13 protein-coding genes are annotated in these 17,143 nt (G+C 73.1%); 7 read left to right on the top strand and 6 right to left on the bottom strand.

Annotated elements, in window-relative coordinates:
* Positions 1-30: 30 nt before the first annotated feature.
* The gene (locus tag CLV70_RS11375) at positions 31-996 is read right to left on the bottom strand and encodes a hypothetical protein (protein ID WP_106126380.1); all 966 of its coding nucleotides are present in this window, start codon (positions 994-996) and stop codon (positions 31-33) included.
* 247 nt (positions 997-1,243) lie between these two features.
* Between CLV70_RS11375 and CLV70_RS11370 the strand changes: the two genes are divergently transcribed.
* From CLV70_RS11370 to CLV70_RS11360, 3 genes are read left to right on the top strand one after another with little or no spacing between them, the layout of a single operon-like run.
* Positions 1,244-1,972: a DJ-1/PfpI family protein gene (locus tag CLV70_RS11370; protein ID WP_106126379.1), complete on the top strand. Its 729-nt coding sequence runs from the start codon at positions 1,244-1,246 to the stop codon at positions 1,970-1,972.
* Positions 1,962-2,924 carry a GlxA family transcriptional regulator gene (locus CLV70_RS11365; RefSeq protein WP_106126378.1) on the top strand — a complete coding sequence of 321 codons (963 nt, stop codon included), beginning with the start codon at positions 1,962-1,964 and terminating at the stop codon, positions 2,922-2,924. Before CLV70_RS11370 ends, CLV70_RS11365 begins: the two co-directional genes overlap by 11 nt.
* Positions 2,925-2,941: 17 nt before the next feature.
* A complete protein-coding gene (locus tag CLV70_RS11360; protein ID WP_106126377.1) occupies positions 2,942-3,409 on the top strand; it encodes a MarR family winged helix-turn-helix transcriptional regulator in 468 nt (155 codons plus the stop codon).
* A gap of 7 nt (positions 3,410-3,416) precedes the next feature.
* On the opposite strand, the gene CLV70_RS11355 is transcribed toward CLV70_RS11360, so the two are convergent.
* Complete coding sequence (locus CLV70_RS11355; RefSeq protein ID WP_106126376.1) at positions 3,417-4,427, bottom strand: zinc-dependent alcohol dehydrogenase; 1,011 nt, start codon at positions 4,425-4,427, stop codon at positions 3,417-3,419.
* Between the two features lie 167 nt (positions 4,428-4,594).
* Between CLV70_RS11355 and CLV70_RS11350 the strand changes: the two genes are divergently transcribed.
* Positions 4,595-5,659 carry an MBL fold metallo-hydrolase gene (locus tag CLV70_RS11350; RefSeq protein ID WP_106126375.1) on the top strand — a complete coding sequence of 355 codons (1,065 nt, stop codon included), beginning with the start codon at positions 4,595-4,597 and terminating at the stop codon, positions 5,657-5,659.
* Positions 5,660-5,673: 14 nt separating this feature from the next.
* The gene (locus tag CLV70_RS11345) at positions 5,674-6,612 is read left to right on the top strand and encodes an NADP-dependent oxidoreductase (protein WP_106126374.1); all 939 of its coding nucleotides are present in this window, start codon (positions 5,674-5,676) and stop codon (positions 6,610-6,612) included.
* A gap of 7 nt (positions 6,613-6,619) precedes the next feature.
* On the opposite strand, the gene CLV70_RS11340 is transcribed toward CLV70_RS11345, so the two are convergent.
* A complete protein-coding gene (locus tag CLV70_RS11340; RefSeq protein WP_106126373.1) occupies positions 6,620-7,048 on the bottom strand; it encodes an Rrf2 family transcriptional regulator in 429 nt (142 codons plus the stop codon).
* Positions 7,049-7,128: 80 nt separating this feature from the next.
* Between CLV70_RS11340 and CLV70_RS11335 the strand changes: the two genes are divergently transcribed.
* Positions 7,129-7,914: an MBL fold metallo-hydrolase gene (locus tag CLV70_RS11335; RefSeq protein WP_106126372.1), complete on the top strand. Its 786-nt coding sequence runs from the start codon at positions 7,129-7,131 to the stop codon at positions 7,912-7,914.
* Positions 7,915-8,041: 127 nt separating this feature from the next.
* Positions 8,042-9,793, top strand: coding sequence for an ABC transporter ATP-binding protein (locus CLV70_RS11330; protein WP_106126371.1), 1,752 nt, complete (start codon positions 8,042-8,044; stop codon positions 9,791-9,793).
* Between the two features lie 335 nt (positions 9,794-10,128).
* Here the strand turns inward: CLV70_RS11330 and CLV70_RS11325 are convergent, their stop codons facing one another.
* The 3 genes from CLV70_RS11325 to CLV70_RS11315 are packed head-to-tail and all read right to left on the bottom strand — an operon-like array spanning position 10,129 to position 17,083.
* Positions 10,129-10,851 carry a sulfotransferase-like domain-containing protein gene (locus CLV70_RS11325; RefSeq protein ID WP_106126370.1) on the bottom strand — a complete coding sequence of 241 codons (723 nt, stop codon included), beginning with the start codon at positions 10,849-10,851 and terminating at the stop codon, positions 10,129-10,131.
* 8 nt (positions 10,852-10,859) lie between these two features.
* The gene (locus CLV70_RS11320) at positions 10,860-11,081 is read right to left on the bottom strand and encodes an MbtH family protein (RefSeq protein ID WP_106126369.1); all 222 of its coding nucleotides are present in this window, start codon (positions 11,079-11,081) and stop codon (positions 10,860-10,862) included.
* A complete protein-coding gene (locus CLV70_RS11315) occupies positions 11,078-17,083 on the bottom strand; it encodes a non-ribosomal peptide synthetase (protein ID WP_158277751.1) in 6,006 nt (2,001 codons plus the stop codon). Before CLV70_RS11315 ends, CLV70_RS11320 begins: the two co-directional genes overlap by 4 nt.
* Positions 17,084-17,143 lie beyond the last annotated feature (60 nt).

The raw sequence follows: 17,143 nt of genomic DNA, 5'->3' as shown, positions 1-17,143 counted from the left end.
GCTGTCCGGAGACCCGGCGCAGGGTCGTGCCTACGACGCGACGCCGGCGCGCAGCCGGGCCAGTTCGTCCAGGGTGCCGTCGCGGCGCAGCTTGCGGATGAGATGCTTCGACAGGAGGCCGTTGCCGAGCAGGTGGAAGGTCTTGCTGGGCGGCGAGCTGAATCCGCCGGCGGTGTGCGGCGCCCACACCGCGGCGCCGTCGGTGACCTCCAGCCAGCCGGTGCCGATCCGGTTGGACACGCCGGCCGCCTGCGGGCGGAACGCGTGCGCCGCGAAGCCGGCCCGCCGGCCGCCCGGTGGCAGCAGGCCGGGGGTGACGTCGAGGTGCAGGCCGCGTTCGCTGTGGCCGGTCACCCGTACCGGGGCGATGACCGGATATCCGTCGCCGCCGCGGTAGGCGATCGTCTGGTGCGCCATCCTGCGGGCCCGCCGGGCGAACTTCGCGGTGTCCACGCGGGGGCCGGTGCCCTTGGCGGGCGGTTCCTGGGGTGCCGGCGCTTCGGGCAGGGCCGCCCCGAACAGCTCCGGCGTCCCTTTCGCGGCAGCATCCGGCCAGGTCACGACGCGGCTCAGGGAGATGTCGACGATCAGGCGATATTCCAGGTATTCGCGCAGGGCCCAGTTCCAGAACCGGCCGGTCGGCAGTTCGCCGAAGAACTTGCCGGCCTGCTCGTTGACCCGGGCCAGCTGCTCGGGTGACGGTTCCTCCGGTACGACGGCGGTGCCCTGGGCGAGCACGAGCCGGGGATCGGTGGCGAAGCCGTGTTCCCGCGTGTGGTAGGCCATCGCGACCCGCGGCTCCTGGAGCAGGCGCCGCAGCTTGGCGGGGAAGGCGAGCGACGTCGTCATGGCGACGCTGCCGGCGGCGCGGTCGACCAGACCGATGGGGCTGACCGGGATGACGATCGCTCCGCCGGCGGGAGTGAGGTAGGCGGCGGCGGCCACCAGGTCGCCTGCGAATACGGACTGCACGTCGTCGGACCAGGTGATGGGCATCGCATCAGCCTCAGCAGTCCCGGGCCCGCGGTAAAGCCCGTTGCCCGAACATCCGTGATCTTTGTCGCCGATCGCCGGGTGATCGGCGACACCCGGGAACCGCGACGCCCTCGAGGCCGACCAACGGACCGGGACCATTGGGTACGCCCGCACGGCGGTAAGTGGGCGCAGCTTGGCACCGCGGCACCTTCTCCACGGCGGAGCCGTCCGGTGGACTGGTGCTCCGACCGACGTCAGGAGAGCACCGATGCAACGCCGAACCGTCCTCACCGCCACCGCCGCCGGAGCCCTCGCCACGACCGGTCTCGCCGCGCCGGCGAGAGGATCGGCGGCCGGTAGGACCGCCTGGTCGCCGGAGCGCCCCTTCCGCGTCCAGATGGTGCTCTTCGACGGCGTGGCGGAGCAGGACTTCATCGGCCCCAACGAGGCCTTCACCATCGCCGGCTTCGCCACCGGGGGAGCGGTCGCCGTCAGCTACGTCACCGGCACCGTTCCCCGGACCGTCCGGGCGCTCGGCGGCACCCGGGTCGTCGTGGCCGACGGCTGGTCGCCCCGGACCGCCGACCTGCTGCTCGTGCCGGGCGGGGGACCGACCGGCCCGGACGAACCCGGCGTGGCGCACGAGATCAAGAAGGGGCAGCTGCCGCGCAGCATCGCGGCGGCCGTACGCCGCCGGCTGGTGATCGGCTCGGTGTGCACGGGGGCCCTGCTCCTGGCCGCGGCGGGCCTCACCGAGGGGCGGCCCTGCAACACCCATCACACCGTACGCGACCAGCTCGCCGAGAGCGGAGCGGTGGTGAAGGACGCCCGGGTCGTCGACGACGGCGACCTGATCACCTCGGCCGGCAGTACGTCGGGCATCGACCTGGCCCTGCACGTGCTGGACCGCGAGTTCGGCGCCGACCTCGCCGTCATGGTCGCCGGGGTCCTCGAATTCGAACCCCGTGGCACCGTGTGGACGGCCCGTGCCCGGTAGGCAACACGTCGTCGCGGTTCTGGCCCTCGACGGCGTGGTCGGGTTCGATCTCGCCGTCCCGTGCCAGGTGTTCGGCAGCACCCGCCTGGAGGACGGCGGCTGTCCGTACGAGATCCGGGTGTGCGGTCAGCGGCCGGCGGTCCGCACCAGCGTCTCGGGGATCAGCCACTACCGCATCGAGGCGGCGTACGACCTCGGAGCGGCCGCCGACGCGGACACGATCGTCGTGCCGGGCGTGGCCATGCCGTGGCGCGCACCGGAGGCCGTGCTCGACGTCCTCCGTACGGCCGCGGCCCGGGGCCGGCGCATCGTCTCGATCTGCACCGGGGCCTTCGTCCTCGCCCAGGCCGGCCTGCTCGACGGGCGGCGCGCCACCACCCACTGGTGGGCCGCGCCCGACCTGGTCCGCAGGCACCCCGCCGTCGACGTGGACGCGGCGTCGCTCTTCGCCGGCGACGGACGGGTGTTCACGTCCGCCGGTGTCGCGGCCGGTCTCGACCTCTGCCTGCACCTCGTCCGCCGTGACCATGGCGCCGCCGTCGCCGCCCGTACGGCCGGGTTCGTCGTCATGGCACCGGTCCGCGAGGGTGACCAGGCGCAGTTCGTCGACCACGTCCCGGCCGGCGGCCGGGGGTCGCTGGCGCCGACGCTGGCCTGGCTCGGCGAGCACGTCGCGGAGCCGCTGACGGTGGCCGCCATCGCGCGCCACGCCAGGCTCAGCACGCGTACGCTCATGCGCCGTTTCCGGGAGCAGACCGGAACCACCCCCCTCGCCTGGCTGCACGGCCAGCGCCTGCTGCTGGCCCGCCGGCTGCTGGAGACCACCGACCTGCCGGTCCCCGCGGTCGCCGAGCGCAGCGGCCACGGCTCCGCGACCGCCCTGCGCGCCCATTTCCGGCGGGCACTGCGCACCAGCCCGGACCGCTACCGGCGGGCCTTCCGGGGCAGCTGATCCGTTATCGTTTCGGCGTGAGCCCCGCCCCGTTGAACGCCGAGGAAGAGCTGTTGTGGCGATCCCTGCTGCGGATCGTCGCCACCCTTCCCCGGCTGCTCGACGAGGACCTGGTGCGCGCCACCGGGGTGTCGCTGTCGGAATACGTGACCCTCATGAACCTCTCCGAGGCCGAGGACCGGGAGATGCGGCTGACCGAGCTGGCGTCGGCCGCCGGCCTGTCCCTCAGCCGGGTGAGCCGGCTGATCGAGGACATGCGGGTGCGGGGACTGGTCACCAAGCGCCGGGCGCCGACCGACACCCGCGGATTCATCGCCACCCTGACCCCGGCCGGGCTCGAGCGTCTGCGGGACGCCTATCCCAGCAATCTGGCCAGCGCCCGCCGCCGGGTGCTCGATCACGTGGCGCCGCGGTCGCTGGGCAGGGCCGGGCAGGTGCTGACCGCGATCGCCGACGGCATGGACACCCTGCCCGCCGACGCCTGACGACCCCTCAGCGGTGCGGGTCCACCAGGACCTTCATCGTCGAGGCGCGCCGCAGGGAGGCGATGGCGTCGAGGGTGGCGGCGAGCGGCACGACGTCCGTCGTCAGGTCCGCCACCGCCAGCCGGCCGTCGGCCAGCATCGGGATGACCTCGTCGAACTCCTCGAGGTAGGTGAACGACCCGCGCACCACGAGCTCCTTCAGCAGGATCGTGATCGGGTCCAGGCCGGAGCCCGGCCCGCCGCCGACCACCACGAGGGTGCCGCCGGGTTCCAGCGCGCCGAGCGCCTGCCGGGTGGCCGCCGCGTTCCCCGAGCACTCGATGACCGCCGCGACGGCCGGCTCGCCCGCCTGGTCCGGTGCCAGCGTCTCGTCGGCTCCGGAGGCCACGCCGAACCGGCGGCGCTCGGCGGCCGGCTCGGTGAGCACGATGCGCCCTGCCCCGGCCAGGCGGAGCAGCCGGATCGCGAGCTGACCGATCGGGCCGCCGCCGGTGACCAGGACGGTGCGGCCGGCGACGTCCCCGGCGAGCCGTACGGCCCGCAGCGCGGTGGCGGCCGGCTCCACCCAGGCCGCCTCGACCCGCCCCATCGTCTCCGGCAGGGGCCGCAGGGTGGACGGCGCGAGCAGCAGCCGCGGCGCCAGGCCACCGTCGTGCTGCAGGCCCACCGCGGTCTCCATGGTCGCCCGGACGCACTGGTTGTACCGGCCCGCCCGGCACCATCGGCAGGTGCCGCAGACGTTGCCGTTGGGGTTGATCGCGACCCGCTGGCCCGGCTGCCAGCCGTCGACGCCGTCGCCGACGCTGTGGACCCGGCCGGTCACCTCGTGCCCGAGGATGTGGCCGGGGGCGTAGACCGGCAGCTCGGCCGCGTGCAGGTCGCTGCCGCAGATGCCGGTCAGATCGACCTCGATCAGGACCTGTCCGTACGTGGCAGCCGGCTCGGGCCGCTCGGCGAGCACGGTCCGGCGCTCCGGCGTGAACAGCACGGCCGGCATGACGGGGGAGGAAGCGTTCATCGGTTCAGGCTCCGTAGACGCGTGAGTGAGGTGTCCAGCGTAGAGCAGATGCTTGCGCACGCAAGTGACTCACGTCTCGATATTATTGCTTGCGCAAGCAATAAACTCGGACTTAAGTCGTATCCGAGCAGGCTTTCACCGAGCCGGCCGGAAAGGACCAAACAGTCATGACCATCGATACAGACCGCCGCAGCTTCCTGGCACGCGCCGCCGCGCTCGCGGCCGCACCGACCATCGCGTCCCTCGTCGGCAACGCGATGCTGAGCTCACCCGCCGCCGCGGCCGGCGCCACCGACCTGCCCGACTTCGCGCCGGTGCCACCCTCGGCGCTCGGGCCGGCGCTGAACGGGAGCGGGTACTACGTCGGCCGGATCGAACGCAACCTGTACTGGGTCACCAACGGGACCTACATCGCGGCCTTCCTCACCACCCGCGACGGCGTCGTCCTGCTCGACGCGCCGCCCGCCCTCGGCGGCAACATCCAGCGGGCGATCGACGAGGTGACCAGGCCGGCCGGCCTGCCCTCGAAGGTCACCCACCTGATCTACTCGCACCACCACTCCGACCACATCGGCGCGTCGGCGCTCTTCGGCAAGCGGGTCACCCGGATCGGCCACACGGAGACCCGCCGGCTGCTCAAGCGCGACGCCGACCCGGACAAGCCGGCCCCGGACGAGACGTTCGACGACCACCGGACGCTGCGCATCGGCGGCGAGCGCATCGAGCTGCACTGGCTCGGCGCCAACCACACGCCGGACAACATCTTCATCCACCTGCCCGGGCACCGGGCGCTGATGCTGGTCGACGTCCTGATGCCCGGCTGGGCGCCGTTCGCGAACCTCAACCTCAGCGAGGACGTGCAGGGGGCGCTCAAGGCGCCGGCGCAGGCCCTGAAGTTCCCGTGGGCCCACTTCATCGGCGGCCACATGGGCCGGCTCGGCACCCGGCGGGACCTGGAGGTCGACCAGGCCTACACGGCCGATCTGGAGGCCGAGATCCGCACGGCGCTGGCCGTCGTGGACCCGGCGCCGTACTTCGCCAGGTACGCCGACAACCCCTGGGCCGCCGTCAAGACCTACCTCGACGAGGTCGTCGCGGTGGCGATCGCCCCGGTGGTGCGCAAGTATACCGGCGTCCTGGCCGCCGCCGACGTGTTCGCCGACAGCAGCGCCTTCGTGCTCGCCCAGTCCCTGCGCCTGGACCTCGGCGTCGGCCAGGTCGTGCAGGACTGAGCGGGGGAGCGGTCATGAAGGCGATCCAGCAGCAGGGCTACGGCGATCCGGACGTTCTCGCGCTCGCCGAGGTCGATGAGCCCCCGGCGCGGCCCGGCCGGGTCCGGGTGCGGGTGACGGCGGCGGCGGTCAACCCGTTCGATCTCGCCGTACGCTCCGGGAGGATGCGGGCCGTCCTGCCCGATCTGGCGCCGCCGTTCATCCCGGGCTCCGACTTCGCCGGCACCGTCATCGACGGCGACGGCGGCTTCCGCCCGGGCGCCCGGGTGGCCGGGCTCATCCCGTGGCTGGCCACCCGCGAGGGCGCGTACGCCGAGACGATCTCGGTCGACCCGGCGTGGCTGGCCGCGGTCCCGGCCGGGCTGGACGACGTGCGCGCGGCCGCCGTGCCGCTGGCGGCCCAGACCGCCCGCCAGGCGCTCGGCCTGGCCGGGGCCCGCGCGGGACGGACCGTCCTGATCACCGGCGCGAGCGGCGCCGTCGGCGGCTTCGCCGTGCAGCAGGCCGTCGCGCTCGGTGCCGGCGTCGTCGCGGTGGCTTCGGCGGGCGACGCCGGCCATGTCGCCGGGTTGAGGGCCGGGACGGTCCTCGAGCGCACCGGCGACCTGCCGGCGCTGCTGAGCGCGGCCCGCGCGGTCGCTCCCGGCGGCTTCGACGCGGTCGTGGACGCGGCCGGCATCGGCGGCGACCTCCTGCCGGCGATCCGGGCCGGCGGCGTCCTCGTGGCGCTGACCGGCCCGGAACGGCCTCCGGCGGAACGGGGCATCGCGGCTCGCCGGCTGCACGTCCGGTCCCGGGGCGACCAGCTCGCCGACATCCTCGCCGGCGTCGCGGCCGGGCGGATCACCGTACGGGTCGGCGCGGTGCTGCCCCTGGAGCAGGCCGCCGAGGCTCATCGCCGGGCCGAGCGTCGTGACGTACGCGGCAAGGTGGTGCTGAAGGTCGCGGGCTGACCGGTGGTCAGGAAGTGCCTTCGCGCACCGCGGACAGCAGGTCGGCGACGGTGACGGCGTGCAGGCGGGCGGTGATCGCGTCCGCCACCTCGCGGTCGAGGTCGATCAGCGAGCGCTGCACGGACCGTCCGGTGGCGCAGCCCGGGTCGGGACCGTGCAGGCCGAGGACCGGATCGTCGCCCTGCAGCAGGGTCCAGACCCGGTCGAGGGGGATGTCGTGGGGGAGGAGGGCCAGTGCCCAGCCGCCGTGGACGCCGGGCTTCGAGCGGACCAGCCCGGCGCCGCGCAGCGGCCCCATCACCTGCCGGATGTAGACGGGGTTGACGTTCGCGCTGCGGGCGAGCTCCTCGGAGCCGGCCGCCCGGTCGTCGAGACCGGCCAGGTAGGTCAGCACGTGGACGGCCACGGCGAACCGGGTGTTGGTGGATCGGCTCATGGGGGCATCTTGCCATTCCGTAGCCGTCGTGACTACAGTTCCGTCATTCGTAGTCACGGCGGCGACAGATTGGGGTCACGGTGCGGGAAGAGCCGGAGAAGCTGCGGGTACGGCGACTCGGATGGGCCGGGCTGGAGGTCCGGCTGGGCGCCACGACGCTGCTGATCGACGCCCTGGACAACGTGGAGGCCCTGGCGCCCGTCCTCGGCAGGCCGAAGCGCCCGCTGCCGGCGGTCGGCCTCCCGCCCGGCGCCCACGCCCTGATCACGCACCTGCACCCCGACCACTATGACCGCGACCTCCTGCTCAGGCTGGACCCGGCCGGCACCGTCGGATGCCACACGCCGATCGCCCCGGACCTGTCCGGCGACGGGATCACCGCCACGCCCCAGGACCTCGGCGAGCCCCGCCGGATCGGCGGGCTGACGGTCACGCCGGTCGCCTCCCTCGACTGGCGCGGCACCGACTCCGACCAGGTCGCCTGGGTCGTCGAGGGCGGCGGCGGCCGCATCATCCACTGCGGGGACACCATGTGGCACGGCAACTGGTGGCAGATCGCCCGTGACCACGGGCCCTTCGACGTCGCCTTCGTCCCGGCCAACGGCGTGATCGCCCGATTCGAGGGGTACGAGGCCGCCGTCCCGGTGACCCTGACCCCCGAGCAGGCCGTCGAGGCGGCCGCCGTGCTCGGCGCCGGCGCGCTCTGCCCCATCCACTACGAGCTGTTCGACAACCCTCCGACCTACATCGAGCAGAACGACATCGTCGAGCGGCTGCGCCGCGCCGCGGCAAGCCGGGAGATTGATCTGCTCCTGGTGCCCGACGGCGGCGAAGTCCCGCTGCCCGTACGCTCGGGAGGCCACTGAGGACCGTCGAACACCTGTACTCCCGATTTGTGCAGTCGATAGAACAATTTCACAAAGATTCCCCGCGCTTGTGGTTCTGCCGGGTCTGCCCCGTAGCCTCTACGCAGCCGTCAGGAAGGGGTCCGCAGTGGAGGTTCCCACGGCCGCGAAACAGGCGCCCGAGGTCTCCCTGCGCCGCGTCGGCGGCCTTCTCGCTCCGCACTGGCCCCGGCTGGCGGCGGTCACGACGATCATCGTCGCGTCGTCGTTGCTCGGGATGGCCACGCCGTTCCTGCTGCGCGAGATCATCGACCGGGCGTTGCCCCGCCAGGAGGTGACGTTGCTGGCCTGGCTGGTGGCCGGGCTGGTCGGGGTCGCGATCTTCACGGCGGTGTTCGGGCTGCTGCAGACCTGGATCGCCACCGCCGTCGGGCAGCGGATCATGCACCAGTTGCGGGTGGACGTCTTCACCCACCTGCACCGGCAGTCGGTGTCGTTCTTCACGCGTACGCGGGCCGGCGAGATCCAGTCGCGGATCACCAACGACATCGGAGGCATGCAGGCGGTCGTCACGTCGACCGCCACGTCGATCGCCTCGAACCTCACCACGGCCGTCGCCACCGCGGTCGCCATGCTCGTGCTGTCCTGGCAGCTCTTCCTCGTGTCCCTGCTCGTGCTGCCCCCCGCGCTCTTCCTGGCCCGGCGCGTGGCACGGTTGCGCAAGGAGATCACCGCGAAGCGGCAGCGCGAGCTCGCCGACCTCAACGTGATCGTCGAGGAGAGCCTGTCGATCAGCGGGGTGCAGCTCAGCAAGATCATGGGCACCGGCCCGGCGCTCACCGAGCGGTTCGCCGGCTCGTCGGCGCGCCTCGTGGATCTGGAGCTGCGGGCGCAGATGGCCGGCCGCTGGCGGGGCGCCACCATGAACATCATCTTCGCCGCCATCCCGGCGATCATCTATCTGAGCGCGGGCCTGCCGCCGGCCGCCGGCCAGCTGACCATCGGCACCCTCGTGGCCTTCACCAGCCTTCAGTCCCGGCTGTTCCAGCCGATGATGGGCCTGCTCGGCGTCGGCGTCTCGCTGGCCAGCTCGATGGCGCTGTTCGCCCGCATCTTCGAATACCTGGACCTGCCGGTCGAGGTGGACGACCCCGTCCTGCCGGTGCGGCTGCCCAAGCCGGTGCGCGGCCACCTGCGGTTCGAGAACGTGAGCTTCACGTATCCCGGCAACGACGTGCCCGCGATCAGCGGCATCAACCTGGACGTGCCGCCCGGTTCCTCGCTCGCGCTGGTGGGGGAGACGGGCTCGGGCAAGAGCACGGTGGCCGCCCTGATCGTGCGGCTCTACGATCCGTCCGCGGGCCGGATCACCGTCGACGGCTTCGACCTGCGCGCGCTGCGGCTCAACGAGCTCGTCGGCGTGGTCGGCATGGTGGGCCAGGAGACGTACCTGCTGCACGCCTCGGTCCGGGAGAACCTGCGGTACGCCCGCCCCGACGCCAGCGACGAGCAGGTGGAATGGGCCGCCCGGGCGGCGCAGGTGCACGACATGATCGTCGCGCTGCCCAAGGGCTACGACACCGTCGTGGGCTCGCGCGGGCACCGGTTCTCCGGCGGGGAGAAGCAGCGCATCGCCATTGCCCGTACGCTGCTGCGCGATCCGCCCATCCTGGTGCTGGACGAGGCGACCAGCGCCCTGGACAACTCGACCGAGCGAGCGGTCCAGCGCGCGCTGGAGGAGCTCGCCCGGGGCCGTACGACGGTGACCATCGCCCACCGGTTGTCCACCGTGCGCAACGCCGACCAGATCGTCGTCATGCGCGACGGCCGGATCCTGGAGGCGGGCACCCACGACAGCCTGATCTCCATCGGCGGCTTCTACGCCACGCTCACCACCTGACCGGGCGGCACCTCACGCCACCGGACCGCGTCGACCGCGCTGCGCCGGGCGACTCGTAGGTTGCGCAGGGCCTCGACACAACCGTCGCGGCGCCGGGGGACGGCCGGCCCGTTCACCGGACAGGCGGCTTCGTCGGCCGCGACGGCCTCGATCGGGCCGGACCTGCCGGCTTCCCCGTCACGCGGCCGGCGGGTAAGCCCCGCGCGGCAGGCGCCCGCCTCTTCGACCCCGACCGCAGCAGCCGGCCGACATCGCGCATCCGGGCGAACGCACGAGCACCTCCCGGCCGAGGGGTCAGACCCCGGCGGGAGGTGCTCGAGCGTGATCGTCGCTTGTCAGGCGGCCACGGTCGTGCGGGCCCACTTGCGCAGCACGTGGTAGTACGGCCGGTGGTGCCAGTAACAGTCGTACAGGAATCGGTCACTGTCCACGGTGGCCTCGTACGTCGCTTCCGAGCGGGTGAAGCTCGAGCTGCGGGCCGCGTCGCGGTGCCACTGGCTGGTCCGGCTCCACACCTTCTGATCCCCGGGCTGCCAGGACAGCGCGGACGGCAGGAACGGTATGCCGACGTGCCGGCAGTAGCGCGCGACCGTCTCCTCGGCGTCGTCGAGCAGGTCCTCGGCCTCGAGCACGAACGGCCGTTCGCCGGTCGCGGCGAGCACCCGCCGCGCCATCTCCACCTGGTTGCCGTACCCGATCTCCTCGCACGCCATGGCCGGGTTCATCGCGTAGTGCGACGGGATCACCGACCGCGGGTTGCGGATGATGAAGGTGTGCCGCCCGGCGTACGGTATCCGGTCGCCGCCGGTGCTCAGGTAGTCGTACTCGGTGGTCTCCTTGACGAAGACCCGGTGGTCCCGGGCGCGCTCCTCGAGCAGCCTCAGCAGCTTGTCGTGGCTGGTCACCGTGTGGTCGCCGACGACCGTCCGGCCCTGCACCACGATGCTGGAGAACGGTTCGTGGAAGACCTCGTGATCGCCTCGCTCGAGCATCATCCGCAGGAACGCCGTCGACATCGAGCGGGGGGTTCCCCAGAGGAACAGCAGGTTCGTCTCCATGGCGGCCCTCACGCGCTCTTGGCCGCGGTCATCCGGGCGACCAGGCTCGCGGGCCGGATGTCCCACCACGACGTCTCGATGTGCGCGAGGCACGCGTCGCGGCTCTCCGGCCCCAGGACCGTACGCCAGCCGGCCGGCACGTCGATCACCTCCGGCCAGAGCGAATGCTGCCCCTCGTCGTTGACCAGCACGAAGTAGCTGATGTCCTCGCGTTCGAACGGGTTGCTCATGCCGTCGGCCTTTCCGTGGGGGTCGAGGTGGGGGTCGAGGTGAGGTTCGGGGCGTGCGGGAGGCGGATGTGCTCGGCCACCCGCGCGCCGATCATCTCCAGCACCTCGGCACGGGCGAGCTGCCGGTGCTTGTACTTGAGGGCCATGACGTCGACGACGCCGGAGACGTACTGGTGCCACATGGGTGCGAAGTAGTGCTCGGCCGGCCGCGCCGCGATCGCCTCGACGAACAGCACATCGCCGTCGAACACGGAGAACTTGTGGTTGTCGGCCAGCTTGATCATGTTCTCGTAGAAGTCGACCGTGGCCCGGCCCTTCTGCCGCATCAGGAACGAGTACGGCCCCTGACGCTGCCGCAGCTGCTCGTAGAGGATGTCGCCGGTGAGGTGCGGACGCTGCTCGGCGGGCACGTTGAGGTCGAAGTGGTGGGCGACCGCGTTCAGCCGCTCCAGCTGCGTCGCCGGGCGGTGCGGCGTCGGGCGCGCGTCGAGCATGGCGATCAGCGCGACCTCCTCGCCGCCGCGCTGCAGCTGCACGCCCATCTCGTGCGCGATCTCCCCGCCCGTGCTGAGCCCCAGCAGGTGGTACGGCCCCTCGGGCTGGACGAGGCGGATCTGCCGGACGTAGTCGGCGGCCATCGCCGTCATGGTCGTCGGCAGCTCCTCGCCCGGCCGCAGGCCGCGGGCCTGGACCCCGTACACGCCGACCTCCTGCGGGATCGCGTTGACCAGCGGGTAGTAGAGCCAGCTCAGCCCGCCCAGCGGGTGGATGCAGAACAGCGACACCGGTCCTGTGCCCGCCCGCAGCGGCACCACCACGTCGAGGGTCGTCTCCTCCGGTTCCGCGGCGAGCCACCCGGCGAGGTCCTTGGCGGTGGGCACGGCGGCCACCACGAGAGGGTTGACGGTCAGGCCGAACTCGGCCTCGATGGCCTTGGTGAGCGCCTCCACGGTCTCCCGCCCGCCGCCGAGATCGAACAGGTTGTCCTCGGCGGCCACCTCGTCGACCCCCAGCGCACGGGCGACCAGGACGCGCATCCGGTCCTCGGGCGTGGCGGTCACCGGCTCGGCGTCGGGCAGCAGCGGCAGGTCGCCGATCCGGGCGGCCAGGTCGGCGAGTGTCAGGCTCTCGAAGACGCTGCGGAACGGCAGCTCCACCCGCAGCAGCGTCCGGAGCTCGTTGACCATCTGCATCGCCAGCAGCGAGTGGCCGCCGAGCGCGAAGAAGTTGTCGTCGCGGCCCACCCGCGCCACCCCGAGCAGCTCCTGCCACAGCCGGGCCAGGGCCTCCTCGACGGGACCGGCGGGCGGCTCGTACGCCCGCTCGCTGTCGGCCACGCCCGGATCGGGCAGCGCCCGGCGGTCGACCTTGCCGTTCACGGTGACGGGGAAGGCGTCCATCGCGACGAACGCCGACGGCACCAGGTGCGCCGGCACGACCGCGGGCATCTGCCGGCGCAGCCGTACCGGGTCGGGGTCGTGACCGACGACGTACGCCACCAGCCGCCGGTCCAGGCCCTCGCCGTGCACCATCGCCACGGCCTGGTCCACGCCGTGCAGTCCGAGCAGCGCCGCCTCGACCTCGCCGAGCTCCACCCGTACCCCGCGGATCTTGACCTGTTCGTCGTCGCGGCCGAGGAACTCGATCGCGCCCTCGGCGCGCCGCCGGGCGCGGTCACCGGTGCGGTACATGCGCTCGCCCGGCACGAACGGATCGGCGACGAACCGCTGCGCGGTGAGCCCGGGCCGGTTCAGGTAGCCGCGGGCGAGCGGGCGCCCCGCGATGTAGATCTCGCCGGGCATGCCGGGCGGCACGTGGTCGCCGTCGGGGCCGAGCACGTAGACGCGGGCGTTGGCGATGGGTACGCCGATCGGCGTGCTCCGGCCCTCGTCGTCGCCGCGGCACAGCCAGCTCGTCACGCCGATGGCGGCCTCGGTGGGGCCGTACAGGTTGTGCAGGTCGGTGCCGGGCAGCGCCTCGGCGAAGCGGCCGCGCAGGCTGCGCGTGAGCGTCTCCCCGCCGGCGATGATGTGGCGCAGGCTGGTGCAGCGCGTGGCGTCCGGCTCCCGCAGGAACATCTCCAGCATCGACGGGACGAAGTCGGCGAACGTGATCCGTTCCCGGCGGATGAGGTCGACCAGGTAACGGCTGTCGCGGTGCCCGCCGGGCCGGGCCATGACCAGGGTCGCCCCGTTCATCAGGGGCCAGAACAGCTCCCAGACCGAGGTGTCGAAGGTGAACGGGGACTTCTGCAGCACCCGGCCGCCGGCGCCGAGGCCGAACCGCTCGTTCATCCAGGCCAGCCGGTTGCGGACGGCGGCGCGGACGTTCACCACGCCCTTCGGCGTGCCGGTCGAGCCCGAGGTGTAGATCGCGTACACGGCGTCCTCGGCGTCGACCGGCACGTTCGGGTCGTGCACCGGCCGCGCGGCGAGGCCGCTGTCCGGCGCGTCGACGCACAGCAGCAGGTCGTCGTGGCCGGCCAGCCGCTCGTGGGTGGCCAGGTGGGTGAGGACGACGGTGACGGCGGTGTCCTCGACCATCGAGGCGAGGCGGGCGGCCGGCAGCTCCGGGTCCAGCGGGACGAACGCGCCCCCCGTCTTCCACACCGCCAGGACCGCCACGACCAGGTCGAAGCCGCGTTCCATGCTGACGCCCACCAGCACGTCCCGGCCCACGCCCCGCTCGATGAGGTGGTGCGCCAGCTGATTCGCGCGGCGGTTGAGGTCCCCGTACGGCAGGCTCACGCCCTCGAACCGCACCGCGGTCGCGTCCGGAGCCCGGCGGGCGTGGTCCTCGATGAGCTGGTGCGGCCAGGGTTGCGTGCCCCAGTCGCGGATCTCGCCGGCGCTCGCCGCCTCGACCGCGAGTCGCTCCTGCGCGCTCATCAACGGCAACCTGGTGATCGGTACGCCGGGCCGCGCCACCGCCTCGGCGAGCAGCCGGCCGAGCACGCCGACCATCCGCTCCGCGGTCTCGTGGTCGAACAGGTCGCAGGCGTACATCACCTCGCCGCCGATGCCGGACGGGCGCCCGGAGGGATCGAGGAACTCCACGAACTGGAAGCTGAGGTCGAACTTCGCCGACCCGGAGCCCACGCCCATCCGCTGCGACCGCACGCCGGCCAGGCCGAACTTCGCCGACCGGCCGACCTGCGAGGCGACCATCACCTGGAACAGCGGGTGGCGGCCCGGCACGCGGGGCGGATTCAGCTGCTCGACCACGCTCTCGAACGGCACGTCCTGGTTGCCGAAGGCAACCAGGTCCTGTTCGCGTACCCGGCCCAGGAGCTCCTCGAAGGTCGGGTCGCCGGTGAGGTCGGCGCGCAGCACCAGGGTGTTGACGAAGAAACCGACCAGGTCCTCGAGCGCCTCGTCGACCCGGCCGGACACCGGCCAGCCGAGCGGGATGTCGGCACCGGCGCCGAGGCGGTAGAGCATCGCGGCCACGGCCGTCTGCAGCACCATGAAGACCGTGGCGCCGTGGTCCCGCGCCGTCGCCGCGATCCGCTCGTGCACCTCGGCCGGCACGGTCACCGGCACCGAACGGCCGCGGTACGTCGGCTCGGCCGGCCGGGCCCGGTCGGCGGGCAGCGCCAGCTCGTCCGGGACGTCGGCGAGCAGCTCACGCCAGTACGCGAGCCGCGGACGGGCGAGCCGCACGAGGTCGCGCTGCCACAGGGCGAAGTCGGCGTACTGCACCGGCAGTTCCGTCCACTGCGGAGGGTTGCCGGCGCGCCGCCGCTCGTACGCCTCGCCGAGGTCGCGCATCAGCGGTTCCATGGACGCGCCGTCGGCCGTGATGTGGTGCAGGACGAGGACCAGCGCGAAGTCGTCCGGCCCGAGTTCGAGCAGGCGCGCCCGCAGCGGGATCTGGGTCGTCAGGTCGAACCCCTCGCGGACGAGGCGCCTGACCGTGTCCTCCAGGTCGCCGGGCGCGATCCGCTCCCGCACGAGCAGGTCACCGAGTTCGGCCATCGGTACGACCTGCTGCCGCGGCTGCCCGCCCTGCACCGGGAACCGGGTGCGCAGCGGCTCGTGGCGCCGGACGAGGTCGGTGACGGCGGCGCTCAGGGCCGTGGCGTCGAGGCCGTCGGACAGGCGCACGACCACGGGAATGTGGTACGCGCCGTCGCCGCCGCGCAGCTGTGCGGTCAGCCACATCCGCTGCTGCGGGTAGGACAGCGGCACCGCCGCCGGGCGTACCTGGCGCCGCAGCACCGGCCGCGTCCCGGTCTGCAGCACGGACACCCGCTTCGCGAGGTCCGCCAGGGTCGAGGTCTCGAAGAGGTCGCGCACCGGAAGTTCGACGTTCATCGCCGTGCGGACGCGGTTCACCAGCTGCGTCGCCAGCAGCGAGTGACCGCCCAGGCGGTAGAACTCGTCGGTACGGCCCACGCGGGGCACGCCGAGGACGTCCTCCCACAGCCGGGCCAGCGCCTGCTCCACCGGGCCCACGGGCGCCTCGTAGTCGCGTACCCCGGCCCCGGCGCCCGGGTCGGGCAGCGCCTCGCGGTCGACCTTGCCGTTCATCGTCACCGGCATCGCGTCGAGCATCACGAACACCGAGGGCACGAGGTGCTCGGGCAGCACCGTGGCCAGGTCCCGGCGAAGGGCCGTCGCGTCCGGCCCGCCGGCGTCGGCCACCACGTACGCGACGAGCCGCCGGTCCGCGCCCTCGCCGTGCGCCACGACCACCGCCTGGTCGACGCCGGCGAGGCCCATCAGCGCCGCCTCGATCTCGCCGGGCTCCACCCGTACGCCGCGGATCTTGACCTGGTCGTCGGCGCGGCCCTGGTATTCCAGCTGGCCGTCGGGCAGCCGCCGCACCACGTCGCCGGTGCGGTACATCCGCTCGCCGGGCGCGCCGAACGGGTTCGCGACGAAGCGCTGCGCGGTGAGCGCGGCGCGGCCGGCGTATCCGCGGGCCAGCCCCGCACCCGCCAGGTACAGCTCGCCGGCGACCCCGGCGGGCTGCTCCCGCAGCGACGCGTCCAGCACGTACGCCCGCACGCCGGGCAGGGGCCGCCCGATCGGCGGTGTGCCGTCGCCCGTCAGCGGGTCGCTCACGGTCGCCGCGACGGTGGCCTCGGTCGGTCCGTACGCGTTGAGCATGCGCCGATCGCGGCACCAGCGGGCCGCCACGGCCGGCGGGCACGCCTCCCCGGCCACCACGAGGGTGACCGTGTCCGGCAGGCCTCCCGCGTCCTCCACCACGGACAGCAGCGAGGGGGACAGCGTCACGTGCGTGACGCCGCGGCTGCGCACCAGGTCCACGAGGGCGGGCCCGGGAACGAGCCGGGATCCGTCCGCCACGACCAGCGCCGCACCGGACAGCAGCGTCGTCCACACCTCGGACACCGACGCGTCGAAGCTGACCGAGGCGAACTGCAGCCGCCGGCGGCCCGGGCCCAGCCCCAGAATCCCGGCCTGGGCCCGGACGAGATTGTGCACGCTGCTGTGGGTCACCACGACGCCCTTCGGCACGCCGGTGGACCCCGAGGTGTAGACGATGTACGCCGCATGGCCGGCGAGCAGTTCCTCGTGGCGGTCGAGGTCGCGCACCGGGCCGGCGTCGAGGCCGGCGACCTCGTCCGCGATCTTCGGGTCGTCGAGCACCACCTCGGTGATCCCGGACAGCACCGACGTGCGGGCGGCGGACGTCGTCACCACGCACCGCGCCCGGGCGTCCGCCATCATGAACTCGGCCCGGGACAGCGGATAGGCCACGTCCACCGGCACGTACGCTCCGCCGGCCTTGGCCACGGCGAGGGCCGCCACCACGAACTCGGCCGACCGGGCCAGCCGCAACGCCACCACGACCTCGGGGCCGACGCCCTGGTCGATCAGGTGCCGGGCCAGCCGGTTGGACCGCTCGTCGAGCTCGGCGAAGGACAGCGGGCCGTCGTCGCCCACGATCGCGACGTCCCGGGCCGCACGCTCCACTTGCGCGGCGAACAGGTCCGGCAGGGTCGGCGCGTGGCCTTCCGCGGATTCGAGCACATTTGCCTCCTCGGAGTGGCGTACCGGCTGCGTGCCGCCCTCCGGTCGAGCGCGCCCCGG

It is taken from the genome of Pseudosporangium ferrugineum (assembly GCF_003002065.1).
Taxonomy (GTDB): Bacteria; Actinomycetota; Actinomycetes; order Mycobacteriales; family Micromonosporaceae; genus Actinoplanes; species Actinoplanes ferrugineus_A.
The sequence above is the reverse complement of the archived record's forward strand: the minus strand, read 5'-3'. Positions and strand labels throughout refer to the sequence as shown.